The sequence below is a fragment of the Mesorhizobium sp. M8A.F.Ca.ET.161.01.1.1 genome (genome assembly GCF_004792105.1).
GTDB lineage: Bacteria > Pseudomonadota > Alphaproteobacteria > Rhizobiales > Rhizobiaceae > Mesorhizobium.
Map to the genome: position 1 here is coordinate 146528 of NZ_SRTD01000001.1, position 25939 is coordinate 172466.

General features: G+C 62.4%; 23 protein-coding genes and 1 pseudogene. 17 read left to right on the forward strand and 7 right to left on the reverse strand.

The window, feature by feature from the left end; translation table 11 throughout:
* Position 1 precedes the first annotated feature (1 nt).
* Both trpD and EN804_RS00735 read right to left on the reverse strand, forming a co-directional pair.
* A complete protein-coding gene (gene trpD, locus EN804_RS00730; protein WP_127872478.1) occupies positions 2–1012 on the reverse strand; it encodes an anthranilate phosphoribosyltransferase in 1011 nt (336 codons plus the stop codon).
* Complete coding sequence (locus EN804_RS00735) at positions 1009–2901, reverse strand: peptidyl-prolyl cis-trans isomerase (protein WP_135918478.1); 1893 nt, start codon at positions 2899–2901, stop codon at positions 1009–1011. Before EN804_RS00735 ends, trpD begins: the two co-directional genes overlap by 4 nt.
* A gap of 143 nt (positions 2902–3044) precedes the next feature.
* Here EN804_RS00735 and tpiA point away from each other — a divergent pair, with 143 nt between their 5' ends.
* The 5 genes from tpiA (at position 3045) to EN804_RS00760 (ending at position 8257) form a co-directional block, all read left to right on the forward strand.
* Positions 3045–3815, forward strand: a complete 771-nt coding sequence (tpiA, locus tag EN804_RS00740; RefSeq protein ID WP_127281035.1) for a triose-phosphate isomerase — start codon at positions 3045–3047, stop codon at positions 3813–3815.
* A 167-nt stretch (positions 3816–3982) separates the two neighbouring features.
* Positions 3983–4459 carry a preprotein translocase subunit SecG gene (gene secG / locus EN804_RS00745; RefSeq protein WP_127280483.1) on the forward strand — a complete coding sequence of 159 codons (477 nt, stop codon included), beginning with the start codon at positions 3983–3985 and terminating at the stop codon, positions 4457–4459.
* Between the two features lie 212 nt (positions 4460–4671).
* Complete coding sequence (locus tag EN804_RS00750) at positions 4672–5802, forward strand: L,D-transpeptidase (protein WP_127280484.1); 1131 nt, start codon at positions 4672–4674, stop codon at positions 5800–5802.
* Between the two features lie 269 nt (positions 5803–6071).
* A complete protein-coding gene (locus tag EN804_RS00755; RefSeq protein WP_127280485.1) occupies positions 6072–7709 on the forward strand; it encodes a CTP synthase in 1638 nt (545 codons plus the stop codon).
* Positions 7710–7717: 8 nt separating this feature from the next.
* Positions 7718–8257: a DUF1697 domain-containing protein gene (locus tag EN804_RS00760; protein WP_135918479.1), complete on the forward strand. Its 540-nt coding sequence runs from the start codon at positions 7718–7720 to the stop codon at positions 8255–8257.
* A gap of 36 nt (positions 8258–8293) precedes the next feature.
* Here the strand turns inward: EN804_RS00760 and EN804_RS00765 are convergent, their stop codons facing one another.
* Positions 8294–9751, reverse strand: coding sequence for an NCS1 family nucleobase:cation symporter-1 (locus EN804_RS00765; protein WP_135918480.1), 1458 nt, complete (start codon positions 9749–9751; stop codon positions 8294–8296).
* Between the two features lie 251 nt (positions 9752–10002).
* Positions 10003–10905 (reverse strand): LysR substrate-binding domain-containing protein, encoded by a 903-nt coding sequence (locus tag EN804_RS00770; RefSeq protein ID WP_135918481.1) that lies wholly within the window; start codon positions 10903–10905, stop codon positions 10003–10005.
* Between the two features lie 260 nt (positions 10906–11165).
* On the opposite strand from EN804_RS00770, the gene EN804_RS00775 reads away from it, so the two are divergent.
* The 11 genes and pseudogenes from EN804_RS00775 to dusA all read left to right on the forward strand — a co-directional run bounded on the left by EN804_RS00775 (position 11166) and on the right by dusA (position 23215).
* Complete coding sequence (locus tag EN804_RS00775; protein ID WP_127278962.1) at positions 11166–12680, forward strand: leucyl aminopeptidase; 1515 nt, start codon at positions 11166–11168, stop codon at positions 12678–12680.
* Positions 12681–12719: 39 nt separating this feature from the next.
* Positions 12720–13625: a proline iminopeptidase-family hydrolase gene (locus EN804_RS00780; protein WP_135918482.1), complete on the forward strand. Its 906-nt coding sequence runs from the start codon at positions 12720–12722 to the stop codon at positions 13623–13625.
* An 18-nt stretch (positions 13626–13643) separates the two neighbouring features.
* Entirely contained in the window at positions 13644–15305 is a 1662-nt protein-coding gene (locus tag EN804_RS00785) for an ABC transporter substrate-binding protein (protein WP_135918483.1), read from the forward strand.
* A gap of 56 nt (positions 15306–15361) precedes the next feature.
* A complete protein-coding gene (locus EN804_RS00790) occupies positions 15362–16378 on the forward strand; it encodes an ABC transporter permease (protein ID WP_135864643.1) in 1017 nt (338 codons plus the stop codon).
* Positions 16378–17348 (forward strand): annotated as a pseudogene (locus EN804_RS00795) (ABC transporter permease). The gene EN804_RS00790 and the pseudogene EN804_RS00795 overlap by 1 nt, the downstream one beginning before the upstream one ends.
* Positions 17345–18304, forward strand: a complete 960-nt coding sequence (locus EN804_RS00800; RefSeq protein ID WP_127276848.1) for an ABC transporter ATP-binding protein — start codon at positions 17345–17347, stop codon at positions 18302–18304. The pseudogene EN804_RS00795 and the gene EN804_RS00800 overlap by 4 nt, the downstream one beginning before the upstream one ends.
* A gap of 8 nt (positions 18305–18312) precedes the next feature.
* Complete coding sequence (locus EN804_RS00805; RefSeq protein WP_135918484.1) at positions 18313–19299, forward strand: dipeptide ABC transporter ATP-binding protein; 987 nt, start codon at positions 18313–18315, stop codon at positions 19297–19299.
* 140 nt (positions 19300–19439) lie between these two features.
* Complete coding sequence (locus tag EN804_RS00810) at positions 19440–19742, forward strand: DUF982 domain-containing protein (RefSeq protein ID WP_135918485.1); 303 nt, start codon at positions 19440–19442, stop codon at positions 19740–19742.
* A gap of 1072 nt (positions 19743–20814) precedes the next feature.
* Positions 20815–21204 carry a hypothetical protein gene (locus tag EN804_RS00815; protein ID WP_135880386.1) on the forward strand — a complete coding sequence of 130 codons (390 nt, stop codon included), beginning with the start codon at positions 20815–20817 and terminating at the stop codon, positions 21202–21204.
* A gap of 531 nt (positions 21205–21735) precedes the next feature.
* The gene (locus EN804_RS37040; RefSeq protein WP_189524422.1) at positions 21736–21960 is read left to right on the forward strand and encodes a hypothetical protein; all 225 of its coding nucleotides are present in this window, start codon (positions 21736–21738) and stop codon (positions 21958–21960) included.
* A 256-nt stretch (positions 21961–22216) separates the two neighbouring features.
* Entirely contained in the window at positions 22217–23215 is a 999-nt protein-coding gene (gene dusA, locus EN804_RS00825; RefSeq protein ID WP_135880385.1) for a tRNA dihydrouridine(20/20a) synthase DusA, read from the forward strand.
* A gap of 2 nt (positions 23216–23217) precedes the next feature.
* Here dusA and EN804_RS00830 read toward each other — a convergent pair whose 3' ends face one another.
* Together EN804_RS00830 and EN804_RS00835 are read right to left on the reverse strand one after the other, a co-directional pair.
* Positions 23218–23922: a TIGR02281 family clan AA aspartic protease gene (locus tag EN804_RS00830; RefSeq protein ID WP_135880384.1), complete on the reverse strand. Its 705-nt coding sequence runs from the start codon at positions 23920–23922 to the stop codon at positions 23218–23220.
* 10 nt (positions 23923–23932) lie between these two features.
* On the reverse strand, positions 23933–24163 hold the full coding sequence (locus tag EN804_RS00835) for a DUF1289 domain-containing protein (protein WP_127872466.1): 231 nt from the start codon (positions 24161–24163) through the stop codon (positions 23933–23935).
* A 197-nt stretch (positions 24164–24360) separates the two neighbouring features.
* Between EN804_RS00835 and EN804_RS00840 the strand changes: the two genes are divergently transcribed.
* On the forward strand, positions 24361–25359 hold the full coding sequence (locus tag EN804_RS00840) for a nicotinate-nucleotide--dimethylbenzimidazole phosphoribosyltransferase (RefSeq protein ID WP_135880383.1): 999 nt from the start codon (positions 24361–24363) through the stop codon (positions 25357–25359).
* On the opposite strand, the gene EN804_RS00845 is transcribed toward EN804_RS00840, so the two are convergent.
* Entirely contained in the window at positions 25330–25905 is a 576-nt protein-coding gene (locus tag EN804_RS00845; protein ID WP_135918486.1) for a GNAT family N-acetyltransferase, read from the reverse strand. The two genes, EN804_RS00840 and EN804_RS00845, sit on opposite strands and share 30 nt — an antisense overlap.
* Positions 25906–25939 lie beyond the last annotated feature (34 nt).

The window sequence follows — 25939 nt, forward strand, 5'->3', positions numbered from 1 at the left end:
TTCACCCGTTCGAAATTTCGACCAGCCGGTCGAGCACTTGCAGCGCCCGGCCGCTGTCGATCGCCTGCGCGGCGATGGCGATGCCGTCACCCAGCGTCGTCGCCTTGCCCGCAATCACCAGTCCGGCGCCGGCGTTCATCAACACTGTGTCGCGGTAGGCGCCGGCGGCGCCGCCCAGCATGTCGCGCAAGGCCTTGGCATTGTAGGCGGCGTCACCGCCGCGCAGCTCGTCCTTGGTATGGCGCTTCAGTCCAACCTCTTCAGGGGTCAACGTAAAGCTGCGTATCTCGCCGCCAACCAGTTCGGCAACCTGCGTCTGCCCGGTGGTGGTGATCTCGTCATAGCCGTCGCCATGGGCGACCCAGGCGTGCTCGGTGCCGAGCGCCTTCAGCGTCTCGGCCACTGGCATGATCCATTCCGGCAGGAACACGCCAACCATCTGCCGCTTCACCCCCGCCGGATTGGACAGGGGGCCGAGCAGGTTGAAGATGGTGCGGGTGCCGAGCTCGACGCGTGTCGGGCCGACATGTTTCATCGCCGGATGGTGCGCGGGCGCGAACATGAAGCCGACGCCCGCCTCACGAATGCAACGGCCGATGAACTCGGGCGAGAGGTCGATCTTGACGCCGAGCGCGATCAGGACGTCGGCCGCACCGGTCAGCGAGGACAGGCCGCGATTGCCGTGCTTGGCGACCGGCACGCCACTGGCCGCAATGACGAAGGCTGATCCTGTCGAGATGTTGACCGAGTGCGAATTATCGCCGCCGGTGCCGACGATGTCGATGGCGCCGTCAGGGGCATCGACGCGCAGCATCTTGGCACGCATCGTGGCGACAGCGCCTGAAATCTCGCTGACCGTCTCGCCGCGCACGCGCAGCGCCATCAGGAAGCCGCCGATCTGCCCTGGGGTCGCATCGCCCGACATGATGATGTCGAAGGCCTCGCACGCCTCCTCGAAGGACAGGGCGGTGCCGGTCGCGACCTTGGCGATATGGGTTTTCAGCGCGCTCATCTTGTCGAGGCTTGGGCAACGGCGGCCTGGTCGATGCGGACATCGTATTGCGTCTGCAACTGCGCCACCAATTGGTCGAGCAGGTCGTCGGACATGCCGGAGGTGAATGATTTCTGCGCGTCGTCCGGCACCGAGCTGGCGTCGGCGCCGGCCGGTTCGAACACTTCGGCGACCTTGAACAGGATCTGGCCGTCGCCGGTGGGCGAGGGGATCAAGCCGGTGCCGCCTTCGCCGACGCCGAACATCACGGCGGCGCCCTCCTTGCCGAAATCGGCATCATCGGCTTCGCGCTTCAGGCCGCGCTTGGTCTGCTTTTCCAGCTTGAGTTCACTGGCGATGACATCGAGCGTGGCGCCGGCCTTGAGCCGCTTCTCGAGTTCGTCCGCCTTGGCGGCGAGCCGCTTGGTGGTCTCGGCAGCCGTCCAGTCGGCGACCACCCTCTGGCGCACCTCATCAAGAGTGCGGTCGCGAGCCGGTGTGATCGAACCAACCTCATAGAAGACGAAGCCGTTGTCCGCCGTGGTCAGCGCTTCGTTTTCGGTGTTGGGTTCGGCATCAAAGACGGCCTTGATCAGCGACGGCGATTCCGGCAGGTCCTTGACGATGGTGCCATCGGGCCTCAGGCCATTGCGATCGATGGCGTCGATGGTGATGTCCTTGAGCTTCAATTTGGCGGCCGCGTCGGCCAGCGAACTGCCCGATGCACGGGTGTCCTCATAATTGTCGTGCACATCCAAAAGGATGCGGCTTGCCTCACCCAGCGCCAGGTCCTTGCGGATCTGGTCGGACACTTCGGCAAGCGGCTTCACCACCTCGGGCTTGATCTCGGTCACGCGCAGCAGCACTGGACCGAAGGTGCCCTGAACGACCTGGCTGACTTCATTGGCGTTGAGCGCGAAGGCGGCATCGGCAACCGCCTTGTCGGCGATCTTGTCCTTGGCGAGCGTGCCAAGCAGGATATCGGCCGGGGTCCTGCCTTCGGCGGTCACCAGCTTGTCGAAGGTGGCACCGGCCTTGAGCGAATCGAGCGCTGCCTTCGCGGCATCCGGCGTCTTGAACACAAGCTGCTCGATGGTGCGCATTTCGGGTGTGGTGTAGCGCGCCTTGTTCTTGTTGTAGTCGTCACTGACCTGCTGGTCGGTGACCGCGGTCGTATCCATGATGTCCACCGGTTCCAGGCGGACATAGGAGAATTTGCGGTACTCAGGTGCGGCGTAGGTTTTCTTGTTCGCCTCGAAATAAGCCTGGAGCACGCTGTCGCTCGGCGCCTCGATCGGCTCGACCAGCGTTTTTGGCAATGTCAGATAGTCGACGGTGCGGTCTTCGCCGCGGTAGAGCGCGACTGCCTTGAAGAACGTGTCCGGGGCTTTGAGGCCGTCCGAGACAGCCTCGACGATCTGCTGGCGCACCGCCACCTGGGCGCGGTTCTTCAGGTAATCCTCGGGCCGCATGCCGACCTCGTGCAGCATGTAGTCGAATGTCCGCCGGTCGAACTGACCGCCAGGGCCCTTGAACGCCGGATCTTCGCGGGTGAGTTCAGCCAGCCGGTCCTTGGAGAGGCCGAGGCCCAGCTTGCGTGCCTGTTCGTCGAGAACGGCACCGGAGACGAGTTGCGCCAGCACCTGATTGTCGATGCCGAGCGCCTTTGCCTGTTCATGAGTGAGGCGCTGACCGAACTGCTGCGACATGACGGCGAGCTGGCGGTCATAGGCAAGGCGGTATTCGTTGATCGATACCTTGGTTCCACCAGCGGTTATCACCGAATCGTGGCCCGCAAAGCCGCCCATGAGCTTTCCGGAGATGCCCCAGGCAGCGAAACTGACCACCAGCAGCGAAAGCAGCGTCTTCGCGACCCAGGTACCTGCCGCGCTTCTCAATATACCAAGCATGGTTACTTCCGATTTATGCGCATTTTCGCATGCGCCGAGTCTGAAACAAGCGCAATAGCGCCCTTCCGGTCCACTGTCGATTGCTTTGTGGCCTGATTTTGGTAGTGAGGGCCAGAGCCTGATATCGCCCGGAGAAGCACACCATGACGCCAGGAATTCGCCCGCTTGTCGCCGGCAACTGGAAAATGAACGGCACCAGCGCCTCGCTGAACGAACTCAGGATGATCGGCAACGGTTTCATGAGCGGGCTCGACGCCGAGACCGAAGCACTGGTCTGTGTTCCCGCGACGCTGCTTTCCCATGCGGCGGAGATCCTGTCGCGCACGCCTGTCCATGCCGGCGGTGAGGACTGCCACCCCAAGGAAAGCGGCGCCTATACCGGCTGCATCTCGGCGGAGATGCTGAAGGACGCGGGCGCGAGCCATGTCATTGTCGGTCACTCCGAATGCCGCGAACAACGCGGCGAGGACGATGCGACGGTCCAGGCCAAGGCCACCGCGGCCTGGCGTGCCGGACTGGTGGCCATCGTATGCATCGGCGAGACGCAGCAGCAGCGTGAAGCCGGCGCCACGCTGGAGGTGCTTTCGCGCCAGGTTGAAGGCTCGGTGCCGCCGAGCGCCACGCCGTCCAATACCATTATCGCCTACGAGCCGGTGTGGGCGATCGGCACCGGCCTGACGCCAACGGCGGCCGATGTGGCCGAGGCGCATGCGCATATCCGCGAAAAGCTGTCGGAAAAGCTGGGGACCGCCGCTGCCAGGATGCGCATTCTCTATGGCGGCTCGGTCAAGCCGTCCAACGCGGTCGAACTGCTGGGCGTCAGGAACGTCGATGGCGCGCTGGTCGGCGGCGCCAGCCTGAAAGCGGCTGATTTCCTGGGTATCGCCGAAGCCTATCGCAGCATTGCAGGCTGAGATCCACGACGATGGGCGGGTCCCATCTCGTCCAAATTCGTTGCAAAGGGCACGTTGCTTCCCATATTCCGGCCACGGGCTTGGAAATGCCGTGAAAGCATTGTATTGAGCCGCCTCCAATTCACCGGTCGTGTCCGCGGCCGGGCAAGGCCTTGCCAGGATAAACTATGCAAACCGTACTGATCGTCATCCATCTCATGGTCGTGCTCGCCCTTGTCGGCGTGGTGCTGCTGCAGCGTTCCGAAGGCGGCGGCCTCGGCATTGGTGGCGGGTCGGGCTTCATGACGGCGCGCGGCGCGGCCAACGCGTTGACCCGGGCGACGGCGATCCTGGCGGCAGCGTTCTTCGTGACGTCGCTGACCTTGTCGATCATTGCCCGCTACGGCGAGAAGCCGATCGACATTCTCGACCGGGTTCCCGTGACCTCGGACGGCGCCGGCAAGGGCGTGCTCAACCAACTGCCTGGCACCACCACCCCGGCTCCCGCCGGCACCACCACGCCGACGCCGCCATCCGGAAACGACGCCGCGGCAAAGCCTCCGGCAACGGCCCCGGCCACTGCCCCCGCCGCAGGCTCAACGCCGCCGGCCACCAATGGAACCACCAACACAGCGCCGGCGGCGCCCCAGGTTCCGAACCAGTAAACCTCGACGTTTCCAAACCGCGATCTGTGATCGTTTGAACACAGTCGCGGCAAATGCTGCGCGATCACGAAGATTCGACGGGCAGCAGTGCGGTCTCGCGCTTGAGGCATCCGCGCTTATTCGACTATAGATTGCACGCGGCATTTTCGGCGTCCTTGGGGGACGCCGGGCGACGCCGTGGGCAACAAGCATTGAACGATCGGATCTTCGCCATGCAGCTTCGCAGCTTCATTTTCCTGGGACTTTGCGCCGCAATCGGCATGAGTTCCCCGGCCTTCGCCGCCATGCCGGCAAACATGGCCGCACAACAGCCGGTGTCGCTTGAGAAAACCGACGCCATCCCCGTCGCGGCCAAAAGCGATGCGGCGCAGTTGAAGCTTCTCAAGAAGAAGAAAAACCCGACGCCGGACGATCTTGCCCAGATCAAGAAGATCGAGGCCAAGATCGTTGCCGACAAGGAGAACGCCAAGGCCAAGGCGCTCGAGGCCAGGAAGCTGGCGATGCGCGAAGCGGCGAAAGCCAGGGCCGATGCCGCACGGCAGGCCTTCCTGGCCCAGAAGGGCAAAAGCGCTCCGGCGGCTGAAGTGGCCGAGGCCAACACAGCCAAGAAGACCACCAAGATCATCGAACCGATTGAACCCGTCACGCCGATCCAATCGGCTGAGCCTATCCCGGCCGAAGCGATGAATGTCGCTTTGACCGGCAACAATGGCGAACTGCGCAGCGAGGTCGTCGGCGGCCAGAAGCAGTCGAGTGGCGGCCTGTTCGCCGGCCTGTTCGGTGGAACTTCATCGGGCTCATCGATCAGCTATCTGCCCGAGACCCGCGCGCTCGATTCGGCACTTGCCCAGAGAAACGCCAAGAAGCCGTTCAAGGTGAAGCCGGAATTCGTGCCTCAGGACGTGGAATTTACGGGCTATGATGCCGGCACGATCGTCATCGACACCAGCGCTCGCCGGCTCTATCTCGTCGAATCGTCCACGACCGCGCGTCGCTATGCCATCGCGGTCGGCCGCGAAGGCCTGCAGTTCAAGGGCACGGTCGCGGTCGGCGACAAGCAGGAATGGCCGCGCTGGATCCCGACACTCGACATGCAGAAGCGCGAGCCAAAGCACTACGGCCAGTACAAGGACGGCATGGCCGGCGGCGGACAGAACCCGCTCGGTGCCCGCGCCATTTATCTCTATGACGGCAAGAAGGACACGCATCTGCGTATTCACGGCACCATCGCGCCGCAGTCTATCGGCACCAGCGCCTCCAATGGCTGCTTCCGTATGATGAACGAGCACGTCATGGATCTCTACAGCCGCGTCCGGGTCGGCACCAAGGTCGTCATCATCTGACGTTTCCATCATCATGCCGAAAGGGCCGGCTCAGCCGGCCCTTTTGTTTTGCTTGGAGCGGTTCAACGTTTGATAGAATCGCCGACCTGCTCTAAGTCTTTGTTTTTACGCCAATTCCGGACGGAAGGTCTCGATCAAAACCCGTTTTGGTCGGGATCCTGTCCAAAAAACCGGATTCCATTTTAGGGATCATGGTCCGAGCGCCTTCTTGGGAAAAAGCCTTCGCGGCGGTTTTTTCTCTGGCGGAATCAATCCGGCCGCGTTAAGCGATGACTCCCATGGCGCGATATGTATTCATCACAGGCGGCGTGGTTTCCTCACTTGGAAAAGGCATTGCCGCAGCGGCCCTTGGGGCTCTCCTGCAGGCGCGAGGCTATCGCGCTCGCATCAAAAAACTCGATCCCTACCTCAATGTCGACCCCGGCACGATGTCGCCGTACCAGCATGGCGAGGTGTTCGTCACCGATGACGGTGCCGAGACCGATCTCGATCTTGGTCATTACGAGCGCTTCACCGGCCGTTCCGCCAATCAGCAGGACAACATCACGACCGGGCGCATCTACAAGAACATCATCGAGCGCGAGCGGCGTGGCGACTATCTCGGCGCGACCGTGCAGGTCATCCCGCACGTTACCGACGAGATCAAGAACTTCGTCCTCGACGGCAATGACGACTATGATTTCGTGCTGTGCGAGATCGGCGGCACGGTCGGCGACATCGAGGCGATGCCGTTTCTCGAGGCAATCCGCCAGCTCGGCAACGATCTGCCGCGCAACAATGCCGTCTACGTGCATCTGACCTTGATGCCCTATATCCCGACAGCAGGTGAGCTGAAGACCAAGCCGACCCAGCATTCGGTCAAGGAATTGCGCGGCATTGGCATTGCGCCCGACATTCTTCTGGTGCGCGCCGACCGCGCCATTCCCAAGGAAGAGCGCCGCAAGCTGTCGCTGTTCTGCAATGTCAGGGAGAGCGCCGTCATCCAGGCGCTCGACGTGCCGCACATCTACGACGTGCCTATGGCCTACCATAAGGAAGGTCTCGATTCGGAAGTGCTGGCCGCCTTCGGCATCGACCCGGCGCCCAAGCCGCGCATGGAACCGTGGCAGGCTGTCTCCAACCGCATCCACAATCCGGAGGGCGAGGTCACCATCGCCATCGTCGGCAAGTATACCGGCCTCAAGGATGCCTACAAATCGCTGATCGAGGCGCTCTCGCATGGCGGGTTGGCCAACCACGTCAAGGTCAAGCTCGACTGGATCGAATCGGAAATCTTCGAAAAGGAAGACCCGGCGCCTTGGCTTGAGAAGGTGCACGGTATCCTGGTGCCCGGCGGCTTCGGCGAACGCGGCTCGGAGGGCAAGATCCTGGCGGCGAAATTCGCGCGTGAGCGCAAGGTGCCGTATTTCGGCATCTGCTTCGGCATGCAGATGGCCTGCATCGAGGCGGCAAGATCCCTGGCCGGCGTCGAACATGCCTCCTCAACCGAGTTCGGCCCGACCAAGGAACCGGTCGTCGGTTTGATGACCGAATGGCTGAAGGGCAATATGCTGGAAAAGCGCCGGGCGACCGGGGATCTCGGCGGCACCATGCGGCTCGGCGCCTATCAGGCCGAACTCGCCAAGGGCTCGAAGATCGCCGACATCTATGGCGACACCCAGATTTCCGAACGTCACCGGCACCGCTACGAGGTCAATATCGACTACAAGCAGCGCCTTGAGGATTGCGGGCTGGTCTTTGCCGGCATGTCGCCTGACGGCGTGTTGCCTGAGACGGTCGAGTATCCCGACCATCCCTGGTTCATCGGCGTGCAGTATCACCCCGAGCTGAAGAGCCGGCCGCTCGATCCGCATCCGCTGTTCGCCAGCTTCATCGAGGCGGCGGTGGAGCAGAGCCGGCTGGTCTGACTGATTCCATGCGGACCTATGTCGCGCTCCTCTACAGCATCATCCTGGGAGAGGGGCGGCGGGTCGTCATGTCCGACCTCAAGGCGATGGCGGAAGGCATCGGCCTAAAGAATGTCCGCACCTTGGTGGCGACCGGCAACCTGGTCTTCGAGAGTGAAAAGATTTCGGTCGCCACGCTTGAGACGCGCTTGGAAGTCGCCTTCGAAAAGGCCTTTGGCCGCCACGTCGACATCATTGTCCGCAGCGCCGAGGATTGGCTGAGACTCGCAACCAGCAATCCATTCCCGGCTGACTCGGTTGAAGCCGGCGACCAGGTCGCGGTGCGTGTAATGCGCAAACCCGTGGCCGAAGATGCCATATCGGGTCTTCAGACCCGTGCCGCCGGGGACGAAAAGGTGCTTCTGGTCGGTGGCGACATATGGCTTGTGTTTTCGCGCGAGAGGCCAAGTTCGCGCCTGCTTGCGGCCGCCAATCACAAGCGCCTCGGCATTGGCACCTCGCGCAACTGGAATACGGTGCGCAAGCTGGCTGAAATGGTCGCAGAATAGAGCGGGGCGGCTCGAGGCCGCCCCGGTTTCAATCCATCATGCTTTGGCCGTCTTGGCACCGGCGCCGACGGCCGCGGTGCGCAGCACGTAGTAGATGACGCCGGCAATCGCCACGCCGAAGAACCAGCCATAGACACCCCACCAGGACGGCAGCCAGTTGGTGAAGTTCGGCAGGATCGAGGAGAAGACGGCGCCGATGCCGGCGGCGATGAAGGCATTGACGTGCCAGCCGCCCTGGAAGCGGAATTCGCCGTCCTCGAGGTAGAGCGCCTCGACGTCGACCTCGCTCTTCCGGATCAGATAGTAATCGACCATCATGACGCCGAAGATCGGCCCCATCGTCGCGCCGATGATGTTGACGAAGGACGCGGCGCTGCCTTCCCACGGCGCGAAGGGATAGAGCACGAGCGCGATCAGCGCGGCGATGTAGCCACCCTTCTTGAAGTCGATCTGACGCGGGAAGACGTTGGAGAAGTCGAACGCGGGTGAGACGAAGTTGGCCACCACGTTGATTCCCAAGGTCGCCACCGCGAAGGTCAAGGCCGCAAGGGCAGCCAGGAACCAGCTGTCGAACTTGGCCGAGATCTGGTCGGGATGCAGCAGCACTTCATGATAGACGTCGTAGGCGGCGATGGTGGTGACGCCGGCGACCAGCGAGAACAGGATGAGGTTGACCGGCAGGCCCCAGATATTGCCCTTGCGCAGCGCTGCCTGATCGGGCGCATAGCGGGCGAAATCGCAGAAATTGAGATAGAGCGCCGAAAAATACGTCACCCAGATCGCGGCCACCGCGAATAGCGACGTCCACGAGCCCGGCGTTCCAGGCACGCCGGCATCCCTGGTCTTCTCCAGAAGCACGTCCATCGGGATGTCGCTGGTGAAGGCGAAGGTTCCGGATTTGACGCACAGATAAATGGCCAGGAGCAGCATCATCACCCAGACGGCGGGTCCTGCCCAATCCTGGAAGCGGCGCACCGTTTCCATGCCTTTCTGGATGATCAGCAGTTGCAGGGCCCATATGACCACGAAGCAGATCACCTCCAGGCCGGAATGGCCGAGGAAATGGGTGTTGGCGTTGAAATCGGCGAACCATTGCGAGCGGATGAGCAATGCGACGATGGCGCCGGAGGCGGCGGCGGTCTGCGCGCCGTACCAGAAGCAGGCGACGATGGCGCGCACCAGTGCCGGAATGTTGGCGCCCCAGATGCCGAAGGAGGCTCGGGCCAGCACGGGGTAGGGCACACCGGTCTTCACACCGGCATAGCCGACCATGTTCATCAATGCGTAGATGATCAGCGAGCCGATGCCGATGGCGATGATGAAATTGACGAAGCCGCCGCAGAACAGAAAAAGGCTGGCGGCGAGGTAGTAGCCCCACAGGCTATGGACGTCCGAGGTCCAGACATTGAAGATCGAGAATGGTCCCCAGTTTCGAACCTTGGCGGGAGCGAGATCTTCATTATAAAGGTCAGGCGATGCGCCTTGTATCGTCATTGCAATATCCCCTTCTTGCAGCACGCGCCCTCACGCGTTGACCGCAGAGGTTACGCCTGACGCAGGGGCACCGACAAGCAACCGATTTGCCGGCTTTGGCCTTAAAGATATTCAATGCGAACCGCGATTATCGACAGACGGTAATGGTGAGCCGCTTTGGAAAAGCGCCCGTCTGTCGATTCGAATTTTCGATCCACCGCGTCAGGCTAGATGAATCCGCCCTGCCAACTTCTGCCGGCAAGAGCGGCAGCCTAGGCGATGGCCATCACCCGCTTGTGGTCCTCGACTTCGGAAAGCAGCCAGTCCTGAAACATGCCGGTACCCGGCTTGTTGCCGATACTGCGGCGCTGATGCAGGTAGATGCCGGCCGGATAGGTATGGCGGGCGCTGAATGGGGCGACCAGCTTGCCTTGCTGAAGCAAATCCTGCGCCATCATCGTGTCGGCAAGCGCTATTCCAGCGCCATTGATGGCCTCGCGCATGATCAGCGTGCAGTCATCCAGCGTCGTGCTGGATTTCGGCGTGGTGTCCAAAACGCCTTCCTGCTCCAGCCAGCGCTTCCATCGCATGGTCTCGCATTCGTGGATCAGGTGGTGATTGACCAGATCGGCGGGCGACAGTAGCGGCATCGGCCCTTCAAGCAACGAGGGTGCACAGACCGGCGTCAGAACCAGCGGGATCAGCAGCGTCAGCGCCGGGCCGGCCTTGTAGACGAACTCGTCGACAATGGCCAAATCGAAATTGGCCCGCTTGCCCGATGTCGAGATCTCCAGATCCACGGTCGGATGCTGCCGGCGAAAATTCGGCAACCGGTCGGCCAGCCAAAGGTTCAGGACAGCCGGCACGCACAGGACCCGGACACGCTGGGTCCTGCCGTGGCTCGGGCCGTCGGCGAGACTGACATCGTCGGTGGCGCGCCAGATGGCCTCGAACGCCTCCGAGAGGCTGCGCGCATAGTATGAGCCCCGGATGGTCGGTGTTATCTGGCGAAAGCCGCGCTCGAACAGGTCCTGACCGAGATTGCGTTCGAGTGCTCGGATGTGGCGGCTGATCGCCGAGGGCGTCAAATGCAGCTCCTCCGCCGCATCCTTGATGCTGCCGAGACGTGCTGCGGCCTCGAAAGCGCGCATGCCGTTGAGTGAGGGTAGGGCCATTGGCCGATCATGAATTGTCAGTTGAGTTTTTGTCAATCGACATGGACAAAATTGGCGTTTGATCGCTTGGCCCGTTCAGGGATACCCAAGAGGCAAGAGCAACTAAGTCGTCTTACGAAAACGGCTATTCGGGAACTTCGGCACCATTCCACCAACGGCGGCGACCGGTTTGACCGGCTTCCACCGGTGGTGGGCGAAGCATTGCACGAGCTGCAAGCGACGCCTCGGCCAAAGCCCCGCAATGAGGAGAACGCCCGCCTATGCCTCAATCGCCAGTGCCGGTCTTTGAAACGGCGGACGAGATTTCCGCGGAAACCTCCGTCGTCGTGATCTTGCAGACTGCCCAGACGGGTTTTGGCCCTCGGGCGGCGGCACTGGACACGGAAATGAGCGGGATACTCTCCCGAGCCTGTTCCGATGCAGCCGTACTGGCTGAATCCGGCACTTGCATCGATGTCATCGCCCCTAAAGCGGTATCGGCCCGGCGCGTGATTGTCCTTGCCCTGGGCAAGGCCGAGGCCGTCACCGCGCTCTCCTTGACGCGTGCCGGCGGCCTCTTGGCCGCGCATCTGGAAGGCAAAGGGGAATGCGCGGCTACCCTGGTCCTGGATCCCATTGCAGGCATAGGTCTGACGGGAGCGGAAATCCTGGCAAGGGTCGCGCTTGGCATGCGGCTGCGGCGCTATCGTTTCGACATGCGCAACCGGCGCGCGGGAGCGGGGGCCGATCGGACCCTGCGGGTACAACTGGTCGGGGCCGGCGGTCCGGCGCTGAATTCGGCGCTGGCGCGGATCAATGCGATCGCGGATGGCGTCGAATATGCGCGCACTCTGGTCAACCTGCCGCCGAACCATCTCCATCCCGACAATTTCCACGATCATCTGGAGCCGTTGCGCGAAGCTGGCATCGACGTCGAGATACTCGATACGGCAAGGCTCGGGGAACTCGGCATGAACGCGATCCTGGCTGTGGGATCAGGCTCGGTGCGCCCCCCGCGCGTCGCGGTCCTGCGCTATCGCGGCAAGGGTGCCCCCGCTCAGCCGCTGGCCTTCGTCGGCAAGGGTGTCTGTTTTGACTCCGGCGGCCTCTGCATCAAGCGCGGCGAGCAGATGTTCGATATGAAGGCCGACATGGGCGGCGCGGCCGCCGTGGTCGGCCTGCTGATCGCGCTCGCCCGGCAAGGCAGTCCGGTGCACGTGGTCGGCGTGCTCGGCATCGCCGAGAATATGCCGTCGGGCACCGCGCTGAAGCCGCGCGACATCATCACGACAGCGTCCGGCCAAACCGTGGAAGTGTTCGACACGGATGCGGAAGGACGCCTGATCCTGGCCGACTGCCTCTACTATGCCGCCTCGCGCTTCAACCCGTCGGTGATCGTCGACCTCGCCACTTTGACCTATTCGGTGATGCGCGGTCTCGGATCGGTATTCGCCGGCCTCTTCAGCACCGACGACGCCATCGCCTCGCGGATGATCGCGGCCGGAGAAGCGGTCGGCGAGCGGTTCTGGCAGCTGCCACTCGACCGGGCTTACGACGAGGGGCTGCAATCGCCGTTCGCGGACCTGCGGCATCACGCCAAGGACATGGAAGACGGTGACGCTCCCTACGCCGCGGCGTTCCTGCGTCACTTCACCGAGGATCGGCCCTGGGTGCATCTCGACATTGCCGGCAAGGAACTGGCCGATGCGGATCGGCCCCTTGGCAGGCAAGGCGCCACGGCATTCGGCGTGCAGATGCTGGAAGAATGGGTTCAGGCCAGCCGGGTCACGAACTAGGGACAAAGCAACATGTCTTCAATCACGCATGGAGCGGGGATGTCATCGGAAATCGCCACCAGGGAAGGGCGGGCCGGCTTTGGCGACTACGAAACCTGGTATCGGGTCAGCGGCGAACTCGACGCCGACAAGGCTCCGGTCGTCATCCTGCATGGCGGGCCGGGTGCCGCCCACAACTACGTCGATGCGTACAAGCTTCTTGCCCGAACGGGCCGTGCCGTCATCCACTACGACCAATTGGGCTGTGGCAATTCCACCTTGCTGCCTGACAGAGGCGCCGATTTCTGGACGCCCAGGCTGTTCATCGATGAACTTGAAAACCTCGTCGACCATCTCGGCATCCGCGGCGGCTTCCACGTGCTCGGACAGAGCTGGGGCGGCATGTTGGGCGCTGAATATGGGGTGACGCGGCCAAAGGGTCTGAAGTCGCTGACCATCGCCAACTCACCGGCTTCCATGAAGCTGTGGGTGGAAGAGGCCAACCGGTTGCGCGCCGCCCTGCCGAGCGATGTGCAGGAGACACTGGCAAGGCACGAACAGGCCGGCACGACGGACGATCCGGCCTATCAAGAGGCGACGATGGTGTTCTACGAGCGGCATGTCTGCCGGGTCGTTCCGTTCCCGCCCGAGGTGACGGAAACCTTCGCCCAAGTCGCACGCAATCCGACCGTCTATCATCTCATGAATGGTCCGAACGAATTCCACGTCATCGGAACGTTGAAGAGCTGGAACATCATCGACCGATTGCCCGCTATCGATGTTCCCACGCTGATCATCTCCGGCCGTTACGACGAAGCCACGCCCGCAACCGTCCAGCCCTTCAAGGACGGCATCAAGGGATCGCGCTGGCAGGTATTCGAGCATTCCAGCCATATGCCGCATGTCGAAGAGCAGGATCTATGCATGCGGGTGGTGGGAGACTTCCTGGACGACAACGACAACTGAGAAAAGGGGAACTACGACATGAAGAAACTGCTTCTCGCGGCATCGGCCGCGGCATTGCTGGCCGGCATGTGGCTGGCTCCGGCGCAGGCCGAGTACCTCAAGGAACATCGAGGCGGCACTATTCGCCTGCTGGCCCGCTCGGCGGCCGGAACGCTCGATCCGCATATCAACTACACCGACCAGGGCTGGCAGATGTACCAGCCGATCTATGACGGGCTGGTCGCCTTCCGCAAGGCCGAGGGCATGGACGGCTTCACCATCGTCCCCGATCTCGCCGAGGCGCTGCCGCAGGTCAGCAATGACGGCAAGACGTTTACCTTCAAACTGCGCAAGGGCATCAAGTTCTCCGACGGCAAGGATCTCGGTGTGAAGGACGTCGTTGCTTCCTTCCAGCGCATCTTCAAGGTCTCCGGACCGACGTCCGGTACCTTCTATGCTGGCGTCGTCGGTGCCGACAAATGCCTTGCCGACACCAAGAGCTGCACGCTGGAAGGCGGCGTTGTCGGCGACGAGGCGGCCGGCACGATCACCGTCAACCTGACCAAGCCGGACGCCGAGATTCTCTACAAGCTTGCTTTGCCGCACGCCGTCGTCCTGCCGGCGGACACGCCCGCGGAAGACATGGGCTCCAAGCCCATCCCCAGCACCGGCGCCTACATGATCTCCGCCTTCGACCCCAACAAGGGCATGACGGTGACCCGCAATCCGAACTTCAAGCAATGGAGCGAGGAAGCCCAGCCGGATGGTTATCCGGATGTCGTCCAGTATGATTTCGGCCTCTCCGAGGAAGCCGCCGTGACCGCGATCCAGAACAGCGAAGCCGACTGGATGTTCGACGCGCTGCCGAGCGACCGCCTTGGCGAACTCGGCACCAAGGCCATGGACCAGTTGCACATCTCGCCGCTTTCGGCGTGGTGGTATGCGCCGCTCAACAATCGTCTGGCGCCGTTCGACAACGAAAAGGCGCGTCAGGCCGTTGCCTATGCGATCGACCGCAACACGCTGGTCAAGCTGTTCGGCGGCAAGGTGCTCGCCTCGCCGGTATGCCAGGTTCTGCCTCCGGATTTCCCTGGCCACGAGGACTACTGCCCCTTCACCAAGAACCCCGGCGCCAAATGGTCGGCGCCTGACCTCGACAAGGCAAAGCAACTCGTCGAGGAATCGGGCACCAAGGGCCAGAAGGTGACCATCATCGTCGAGGACACGGCCATTTCCCGGTCCATCGGCGTCTATCTGCAGAGCGTGCTGACCACCATCGGCTACGTCGCCGACGTAAAGCCGATCTCGTCCAACATCCAGTTCACCTACATCCAGAACACCAACAACAAAGTGCAGATGTCCGTCACCCAGTGGTACAAGGACTATCCTGCGGCCTCGGACTTCCTGAACATCCTGTTCAGCTGTGCCTCGTTCCGCGAGGGTTCGGACGCTTCAATCAACATCGCCGGCTTCTGCGACAAGGATATCGACGCCAAGATGCAGAAGGCATTGGACCTCGGCGTGACCGACCAGAAAGCCGCCGACAAATTGTGGGCTGAAATCGACAAGCAAGTCACGGACAAGGCGCCGGCCGTCGGCCTCTTCACGCCCAAGCGGCTCGACTTCGTCAGCAAACGCGTTGGCAATTTCAAGTTCAACCGGCAGTTCAACTGGATGATCACCCAATCCTGGGTACAGTAATGGCCTTGGTACAGTAATGGCCTGGGTAAAGTAACGAACCGCGGAGGGGCACGTCCGTGTCGAACGAAGCTGTCGCCATGCCGCGCAAGACGCGAGGGCCTTGGGCCGTCGCGTTTGCGAAGCTGGCAACGGACAGGGCCGCCATGGCGTCCCTGGCCGTGTTCCTCCTCATCGTTTTCGCCTGCCTCAGCGCGCCTCTCTACGCGCAATGGGCAGGAACGGACCCATTCGCCTCGACGCTCGACGCCGTCATCCAGATCGACGGCGCCGACGTTCCTGTGATGGAACAATCGACAGAGGGGCTCGGGCTCGGCTACACGCCGCTTGGGCCGACCTGGCGGCTCGGCAATTATTTCCTTGGCGCGGACAGCCAGGGACGCGATGTCATGGCCCGGATGCTCTATGGCGGGCTGAGTTCGCTGCTGATCTCCGGTGCGGCCACTATCTTCACCCTGATCCTCGGCACGGCGGCGGGATTGATCGCGGGGTATTTCGGCGGCGTCACCGACACGGTGCTGTCGCGCTTGCTGGATGTGCTTTGGGCGTTTCCTATCTATCTCCTGGCGATTTCGCTTTCCATCGTCACCATCGCGCAAGGCATCTCGATCGGGCCGATCGAGATCGAGTCCGGCAGTCTGTGGCTGCCGGTCATCATCATCGGTATCGTCTACATACCCTATGTGGCGCGCCCGATACGCGGGCAGGTCCTGTCGCTGCGCCACAGCGAGTTCGTGCTCGCCGCGATCAATCTGGGGGTGCCGGGGCCGCGGATTTTGTGGCGCGATATCCTGCCCAACATCACCACCACGCTGATCGTCTTCGTGCCGCTGATGATGGCACTGAACATGCTGACGGAATCGGCGCTTTCCTTCCTTTCGATCGGCGTGCAACCACCAGCCGCGAGCTGGGGCACCATCATCCAGGACGGCCAGGCGCTGCTTTACACCAGGCCATTGGTGGCGCTGGTACCGGGCCTGGCGATCGCGGTTTCCGTCATGGCGCTCAACGTCTTCGGAGACGGCCTGCGCGATGCGCTCGACCCGCGCTCCAAGGTTCGGCTGGGGCGCGACTGATGATCTATGCCATCCTGCGCCGTTTCGGTCAGATGCTGTTCGTGATGTTCGGCATCTCGGTCATCTCTTTTTGATCTTCTTCGCGACACCTGGGGCCGACCCTGCGGCGCGCATCGCCGGCCGCAATGCATCGCCCGAGGTGCTGGAGGCGGTGCGCCACAGCTTCGGCTTCGACCGGCCACTCTACGTTCAATATGTGAAAATGATGGAGAAGATCTTCGTCACTGGCGACCTGACCTCCTTCGTCAATCGTGGCTGGAAGGTGGTGCCGGCAGTCATGGATTCGATCCCTGTCACGCTCTCGCTGGTGTTCGGAGCGGCGATTCTGTGGGTGGTTGTCTCCATCGCCATCGGCATCGTCGCCGCCGCCACCCGCGACAGCTGGCTGGACAAGCTGCTGATGGCGTTGGGTCTGCTCGGCATTTCCATGCCAGTCTACTGGCTGGGGGAGGTGATGAACCTGATCACCCAGAGCCGCTACCACGACAGCTGGGCGTTCTCCTGGGTGCCCCCGCTCGGCTACAAGAATTTTTCCGACGATCCGAAAGGCTGGTTCCTGACGCTGGTCATACCTTGGATCACGCTGGCCATTCTCTACATCGGCATCTACGGGCGGGTGTTGCGCGCGGCAATCATCGAATCCATGCAGGAAGACTATATCCGCACGGCCCGGGCCAAGGGCCTGTCGGAGACGCGTATCCTGCTGCGCCACGCCTTGCGCACATCGCTCATCGCCTTCGTCACCCTGTTCGGCCTCGATTTCGGCGCACTGGTGGGCGGCTCGGCCCTGCTGACCGAGGTGGTGTTCGGGCTGCATGGTATCGGCAAGCTCACCTATGACGCGCTGCAGAACCTGGATCTGCCGATGATCATGGCAACGGTGATGTATGCGTCCATGTTCGTGGTCATCGCCAATGCGGTTGTCGATTTCGTCTACATCCTTCTCGATCCGCGCCTGAGGACATCATGATATTGTCGGTGCGCGACCTTAGAGTGTCCTTCCGGACCGACGACGGCCTGGTGAGGGCCATCGATGGCGTTTCCTTCGATCTCGCGGAAAGCGAAATTCTCGGTGTCGTCGGCGAGTCCGGCTCCGGCAAGACAGTGTCGCTGCTGGCGGTGATGGGGCTGATCACCGACCCCAACGCGATCATCGAAGGCTCGATCCGCTACAAGGGCCGCGAGCTGGTTGGACTGCCTCCGCGCGAACTCAGGCGCCTGCGGGGCAACGAGATCGCGATGATCTTCCAGGATCCGATGACGGCTCTGACGCCGGTCTACACGATTGGCTGGCAGATCGCCGAGCAGATCCGTGCCCACCGCAACATCAGCAAATCCAGGGCCATGGAGCGGGTCGAGGAACTGCTGGCGGAGGTGAATTTTCCCAACCCCCACGAAGCGATGTCGCGCTACCCGCACCAGCTCTCCGGCGGCATGCGGCAGCGGGCGGTGATTGCGATGGCGTTGTCCTGCAACCCGGCGCTGCTGGTGGCGGATGAGCCGACCACCGCGCTCGACGTAACGGTGCAGGCCGGAATTCTCGATCTCGTGCGCAAGCTGCGCTCGACGCACAAATCGGCCGTCGTCTTCATCACGCATGACATGGGCGTGGTCTCCGAACTCGCCGATCGGGTCATGGTCATGTATGCGGGCCGCATCGTCGAACGCGGCAGCCGCACGGAGTTATTTTCCGACCCGCGACACCCTTATACGCGCGCATTGCTTGGTTCGATCCCGCCGCTGACCGGTGCGAAACCCCGCCGCCTGCCGGCTATTCCCGGGTCACCGCCGTCGCTGCTGCGATTGCCGCAAGGCTGCGCCTTCGGGCCGCGTTGTCCGGTCCGGTACGAGCCTTGTCTAACCGACAAGCCCGATCTTGGCGCCGCCACGCACGCTGCGGCCTGCTTTCGGGTGGCGCAGGTATGAGCGGACCGATGATCGACAAAGACCGTCCAATCCTCGAAACACGCTCGCTCGGCAAGCGCTTCTCGATCGGCACCCGTTTTTCCGCCGAAGGCAGGCGGACCGTTCACGCGGTCGACAATGTCTCGCTGACGGTGCGGCGCGGCGAAACCGTCGGATTGGTCGGGGAGTCCGGATGTGGCAAGTCCACGCTGGCGCGCTGCCTGGTCAGGCTCTACGACATTTCGGACGGTGAGCTTCTGTTCGAAGGCGAAGACATCACGTCGAAGTCGCTGTCTGAACTGAGGCCGCTGCGGCGGCGCCTGCAAATGGTGTTCCAGGACCCGTCGGCCTCGCTCAATCCGCGCCGGCGCGTCGGCGATCTCGTGGCCGAACCGCTGCGTATCCATGGCAAGCTTTCATCGCGCGAGATCACCAATCGCGTCGCGGAACTGTTCGACCTCGTTGGATTGTTGCCGGACCATGTCATGCGCTTCCCCCATGAATTCTCGGGCGGGCAGCGCCAGCGTGTCGGCATAGCGCGCGCCATTGCCCTCAATCCCGATCTCGTCGTTCTCGACGAGCCGGTCTCCGCGCTCGACGTGTCCGTACAGGCGCAGATCGTCAACCTGCTTGCCGACCTTCAGGAGAAGCTGGATCTCACCTATGTCTTCATCGCCCACGACCTGTCCGTGGTGCGCCAGGTCTCGACCCGCATCGCGGTCATGTATCTCGGCTCGATCGTGGAGGAGGGACCGGCGGAAGAGGTGTTTTCAGCCCCCGCCCATCCTTACAGCCAGGCGCTGATCTCGGCGGTTCCCGTGGTGGAGACGACGCCCAACGGGATGCGCAAGCGCATTATCCTCACGGGTGATGTACCGAGCCCGCTCAACCCGCCATCCGGCTGCCGGTTCCATCCCCGATGCCCAATAGCGGCGGAGCGGTGCCGCACAGAGCGGCCTGAGTTGAAAGAGTATAGGCCCGGCCGCAAGGTGGCGTGCCACTTTCCGAGGGTATAAGCAAACATCGCGCCTTGTACCCGGAGGCCGCATCCGGTTGGAAAATTCTTCAAAAATTCAGTTGTCCGCATGGAACCAACCGACGTGCGGCGCGTTTGATTGGGTTCGATCGAGCGCATCTCGATCGACGGGAGGAAACAATGGACTACCTGCATTTCTTTTCGCCCGTGCGGATATCGCGCGGGCAGGGGCATCCTGTAGAAGAAGTGGATAGTGTCGCCGAGGCGATGGTTTTCTTGCGCAAATGGCCGACGGGACGACGTGGGCCAGTGTATCAGTGCGCGTTGAATTGCTGCTCGGCCGCCCTGTCGGGACAGATGTCGCCAGAGGAAGCAAGGAAGGCGTTCATCGGCTTTGCCCGGATCACGCGGCTTCTCGACGATGACATGGCATTGCCGATGGGCAGCGACAGCATGGCGAGCATACACGCGCTACGGCGCTAGGTGCTGGATTGTCTTGAACTCGACGCTGCGTCCGCGACGGCCGCGGCGGGTTTTTTGTGCGCCCTTGCCCTACTGTGATGCGCGATGGATTCGTCCGCGCCGGGCCCAGGTCCCGCGCTGAACTTGCAAGTTCCACCATTTGCGTCATCTCTCCCTGAAAGCCTCTGAGCCTACCTTGGCGAGTGGTGAGAGCAGATAGTCGATCACACGGCGGCTGTCGGTTTTGATTTCCACGCTCACCGTCATCCCCGACGTCAGAGGGATCATCTCTCCGCTTACGTTCATCACCTGCTCATCGAGCGCGATAGCGGATGCTTATGAACACTATGGGACACTAGATTCGGTTCTGGGATAGGGTGTGAGGCATCGACATCTGGCACCCGCGCCTTGACAGCCCCACGACAAGCGCTCAAGTCCTGAACGGCAGCCTTATGCCTGTTGGTCAGCCGTAGGGGCGAGCTTATCCGTTGGCTGGAAGCAGACATTTCATCCGATGCTCGACTCCAGCCGTCCCTTATAACCAGGGCAGCGGCTATCGCGCCGCCTCGGCGACTTCCTTCGAGGAGATCGTGTGCAAGTCCGAAATTATTGTGATCTGTCTTGGGCGCGTCTGAAATTACCCCGCCTTTGGTCGAAAAGTCGTTACCGGTAGCCAAACGTGGCCGGCGACACCCGAGAATGACTGTCAGCCTGTTGTCAGGTTGGATTCGCTATTCCGTACCGGTGACGGCCGCAAGCCGTTGTGGCCTGAGGGTCGAAATACCCATCGCATTGCAACTTCCCCCATCACCTGAAAGGAGGCCTCATGCATCGCGTTCTCATTGTAGCCGCCTTCGCGGGCACGTTCGCCGGACGTGTTCTGGCTGCCGCAGTTGGTAGCTTTGTTGGACAAGCCAGCAACAGCGACTGCGAGGGACTGCGGTGCCCGCCGGGCCCGAGCACGCTCACGATAGGGCTCTCACCTTTAGCGGTCGCTAAAGTTTCTTCGGGGTATTTAAGCGCATGGTAATATACCAGGACCGATAAAATCGAATCGGTCACGTCGGGATGGCAAGCTGTATTGGAGGAATCGATGAAAAAATTTCCCTTGTTGTTGGCGTCCTCGGTAGGTGTGCTGGGCGTTCTCATGACGGCGAGTGCATTTGCAAGCCAGGTCTCCGATCATGGTGGTACTGCGACCGCCACCGCATCAAATGGCGACAGCCAGGATGCCAGCACCGGCGTGCAGGATGATGATAATGCGGTCGAAAATGAAGCCAGCAACGGCGACCAGAGTGACGACAGCGTCACCGCCGGCCAGCAGCAGGGTGACGACGATCAGGCTGAGAACTCCGGTGATGACAGCAGCGACCATCAGAGCGGCGAGCATACAGCGGGCGACAGCGGCGGGGGTGGCGAGGGCGGTAATGGTGGTGGCGGCGGCGGTGGAGACGGCGGCGGCGGTGGCGGAGGTGACGACTGATACCGCGACAGTCAGGCTGGCGGCATCGACGAAGTTTCTAAGTTGACTATAGACACCCCGTACTCAAGCCCGATGGCTCCGCCGGCGGGTTTCGCACCTTGGGACGATGGATGCCATTCGGGCAGCATGTGCCGATGGCAGGCGATACCGGGCGATGGCTGCAGCTCTAGTTGGTCTGCAGCAGCAAACCGAGGATCTCGACTTGAGGCAGCGACCGACCCTTGGCATAAAAGCGGAGTGAGAAAGAAACAACAGCGTACATGACGGCCATTCGCCGCTGAAGCAATTTCGGCCAATGTTGTCCCGATGCAGATGCGGTCAGGACGGAAAACAAATATGTCGACAGGGCATGAGTTTGGCTGGGGTTCCTGGAAGCTTTTCGAACTTCTGGGTTGGCGAGCCTGTCAAGTTCATCCTGCGTCGGCCGCCTGTCGCGTTCGTTGCCCTTCCCAACGAGGCAAGCCTCTTCAGGGCGATACGCGCCAGATCAATCGGTTCGACCCTGACTGGTAGACCGTGAACCGCAGCGGCATGAGCCAGAATGAGTTTTACAAAGCCAACGTCGATGCCGAGGGTCATCGGACAGCCACCTTGGGTGGCTCTATCACGACCAAATCGAATGAGCCGTTCGCGATCGAGAGACGCGATGCTGCTCTGCAGCATATCCAGGGCTGCGGCCTTGGAGCGGCGAGGGGACTTGCCTACATCGCACATGTCGTCGATATGAAGGTCTATGAGGTCGCCGAACGTCTTTAGGCGCGCTATGCGGGACTTGGTCGGCGTCTCACCGCGATCGACCTGGCGCTCGGTTTCGGTTTGCCCAGCGCCGTGCGTCGTCTCGGCGCAGACGGACCCGGACACGCCAGGAGCCGGACGAGAGTTTTGTGTAGGTGGCCATTTTTCGTGTGCGCTCCGTGTGCCCTGACAGATCGAAACGTGGCGAAAAGGGTCGTATGTTGGCGTAAAGTGGCGCAGCCGCGATTGCGACCAACGAATTGATATTAAAGAAAAAATGCTGAAAAATCAAGAGCATAGACTCGCCATTGCGCCGATGATGGACTGGACGGACCGGCACTGCCGGTTCTTCCATCGCCAGTTGACGAGGCGTGCGCTGCTTTATACCGAAATGGTGGTGGCCGACGCCGTCATCCATGGCGCACGCGAGCGGCTGCTCGGCTTCGATGAGGTGGAACATCCTGTCGCGCTGCAACTTGGCGGCTCGGATCCTGCAAAACTTGCAGAGGCGGCGCGCATTGGCGAGGCCTTCGGCTATGACGAGATCAATCTCAATGTCGGCTGCCCGTCCGACCGCGTCCAGTCCGGCACGTTCGGCGCCTGCCTGATGAAAGTACCCGACCTTGTCGCCGATTGCGTCGCCGCGATTAAAACGGCGGTGACGGTGCCGGTCACGGTCAAATGCCGCATCGGCGTCGACGAACAGGATCCGGAGCCGGCGCTCGATGCGCTGGCGAATGGGGTTTTCGATGCTGGCGCCGATGCCTTGTGGGTGCATGCACGCAAGGCGTGGCTGGAAGGGCTGAGCCCCAAGGAAAACCGCGACATCCCACCGCTCGACTATGACAGAGTGTATCGGCTGAAGGCCGGAAAACCGAGCAATTTCATCGGTATCAATGGCGGTATTCAGTCTCTTGACGAGGCGCTGACGCATCTCGGTCATGTCGATGGCGCCATGCTTGGCCGCGCCGCCTACCACACACCGGGCATTCTGGCTGGTGTAGACGCCGCCTTCTACGGCGCGCGGCCGGAGGCGTTCGATTTCGCCGCGCTGATCGATGCGATGGCGGACTACGCGGGACGCCACATCGAACAGGGCGGGCGGCTTGGCCATGTCACGCGCCACATGGTCGGGCTGTTTCACGGGCTGCCCGGCGCGCGCCGCTACCGCCAGATCCTGTCTACCGACGCTACGCGGCCCGGGGCCGGGCCGGACGTGCTGAAGACCGCTTTCGCGGCGGTCGAATTCGGTGGAGCGGCCGCCGAAGCGGCCTGATCTCAGTCCCTGAGGATCATACGGTCGCCCCGCACGTCGAAACCCGACAGCGAGCCGATGAAGTTCATGCCAAGCAGACTTTGGCTCAGCATGCCCGGAGCGGCGACCATCACCGGCATATCCTTGCGCACGATGCCGCCGATTGCCAGCTCGTCGGTCTTGACCGCCGCGGCGCGCGCCATGCCGTTGGCGGTCGAAACCGGTATGGTGTAGTTGAGCGCCGCCGGATTGAAGCCTGCGGCCTGAGCGTCCTCCGAAGTCAATACGGTGCTGGTCGCGCCGGTGTCGACAACGGCCCGCACCGGATTGCCGTTGACCAGGATGCGCGCCTCGAAGTGACCGTTGTCGGCCTTGTCCAGGGTCACCGTCGCATGACCGTCTTCGACGCCGAGCGCCAGCGGACTGCCGGGAACGAGGCCCGCGGTCACGCGGCTGGCGACGTCCTGCAGCTCGTAACGATATTGGTAGCCGGCGATCAGCGCGAGCACGATAGCCGCCCATGCACCGAGGTTGCGGGCCATCACTCCCAGCGGAGCTGACCGCAGCAAGCCCGCGCCGATAAGGGCGCCGAAAGCCCCAAGCCAGATCAGCCGGCCAAAATCGTAATTCTCGACGCCGAGCGTGCTGCCGGCGGAATCGTTGAGCATGAGCAGGGCTGCCCCCACGCCGATCACCGCCATCACAATCCAGAACAGCCGGCTGCTCATCCGTCCCTCGCTAGAGTGCGTCGCGTTCGCGCGCCATGCGGACGCGGCGCGTTTCGCGGCGGGGCCGGCGCTCGACGGTTTCCAGCCGGGCCGGCAGTTCGGCCATCACATTGCGGCGCGTTTCGGGCGTCATCCCCATCCAGGCGCCGATCTCCTCGCGCGTGCGGCCGCAACCGAAGCAGAAGCCGGTTTTCATATCGATCGAGCAGACCAGGATGCAGGGAGATTCGATGGCCGTCATGACTTTCTCTGGAGGAACTCCATTCGGAATCCGCTCTTCCATCTCCACATGGTGCAACGGCAAAGCCAATGCAAGCCCTCGCGATAGCGCCTTCCGTGGCCGCCTTTGCGGCAAGTCAGGAAGGACGATCGGGGAGGTTGTGCCGATCACGCAACGCGGCTATGCCGCTCCTCCACTCCAGGAACGATTGTCACGACATGACCAGTGCACTGCCTTTCGACGATTTCCGCAATCTGCTCGACAATTTGCCGGCGGCCGACCTCAAAGCTGAAGCGCGCGTGCGCACGCTGTTTGCCAAGGCGGACAAGCCTCGGAACTCGCTGGGCCGCGTCGAGGACATCGCCGCATGGCTCGCCGCATGGAGTGGCCGGGCTCCGCCTGCGGTGACAAGGCCCTTGATGGCTGTCTTTGCCGGTAACCATGGCGTGACCCGACATGGTATTTCGCCGCGTCCGGTTGCGGCCACCGCCAACGCGGTCGAGCTTTGCGCGGCCGGCGGTGCCGCGATCAACCAGATCTGCATTGCCTATGATCTGGGGTTGAAGGTGTTCGATCTTGCCCTGCACATCCCGACCGGCGACATCACAGAGGATGCGGCGCTTGACGAGCGCGGATGCGCGGCCACCATGGCCTTCGGCATGGAAGCGATTGCCGGCGGCACCGACCTGCTTTGCCTCGGCGATCTCGGCGTCGGCAATTCCACCGTCGCCGCCACCCTGTTCGCCACGCTGTTCGGCGGCAGGGGCGCCGACTGGGTCGGCCCGGGATCCGGCGCCGACGCGGCGATGCAGGTGCGCAAGGCAGAGGTGGTCGATGCGGCGTTGGCCTTTCACGGCCACCATCTCGAAGATCCGCTGGAGGCCCTGCGCCGGGTTGGCGGCCGCGAGTTCGCGGCGATAGCTGGCGCAATCCTCGCCGCGCGGATGCAGCAGATACCGGTACTGCTCGATGGCTTCGCGGCAACGGCAGCCGCGGCTGTGCTGCATGCAGCAAACCCCGCAGCGCTTGATCATTGTCTTCTCGCCAGCCTGTCGCCGGAGCCCGCGCATGCAAGGGCCGCAGAGCACCTCGGGCTGCGTCCGCTGCTCGATCTCGGCATCGGTCATGGCGAAGGTGCGGGAGCGGCCCTGGCGGCCGGGCTCGTCAAGGCAGCGGCACTGACCAGTTCAGGCATGGCGGCGGCTGTTCGGGGCTAGAGCGTTCGCGCCTCGACGTCTCAACGCGTGATTGGGGATACGGTAGACGACCGAGATATATTTCGAATTCGAGCGTGTCTCGACTATCGAACCGCCAAGGCCTTCCGCGATCCTTCTGCTCGCGACGTTCTCTTCTGCGACAGGATACTCGAAGCAATCCGGATTGAATTCCTCAGACGCCCATGCCGCAACGGCGGCAACGGCCTCACGGCCGATGCCGTTTCCATGTACATCCTCCCTTATCCAAATTCCGATCTCGGGACAGGCAGTCTTGGCCGCGTGAAGGCCGACAAGTCCCAGGCAGCGACCGTCCGCCAACGAACGCGCGACGAAATGCAAATCCGATCCGTCAAGGATCGGGGCAAGCCAGGATCGCCATACCTCGGCAAAGGCCGCTGGTGATCGAGGTGGTTCCCACTGCATGAAACGAGTGATCGCGGGAGTGATGGCGGCAAAGACTTCCGCGGCATCGTCGGACGTGAACAGCTTCAGACGAAGTCGCTCCGATTTGATTTCGACGCCACTGGCATCCCAATCTGCCGTCATTGCGGTCTGCGTGCCTTCTTCCAGTCCTTGTCGA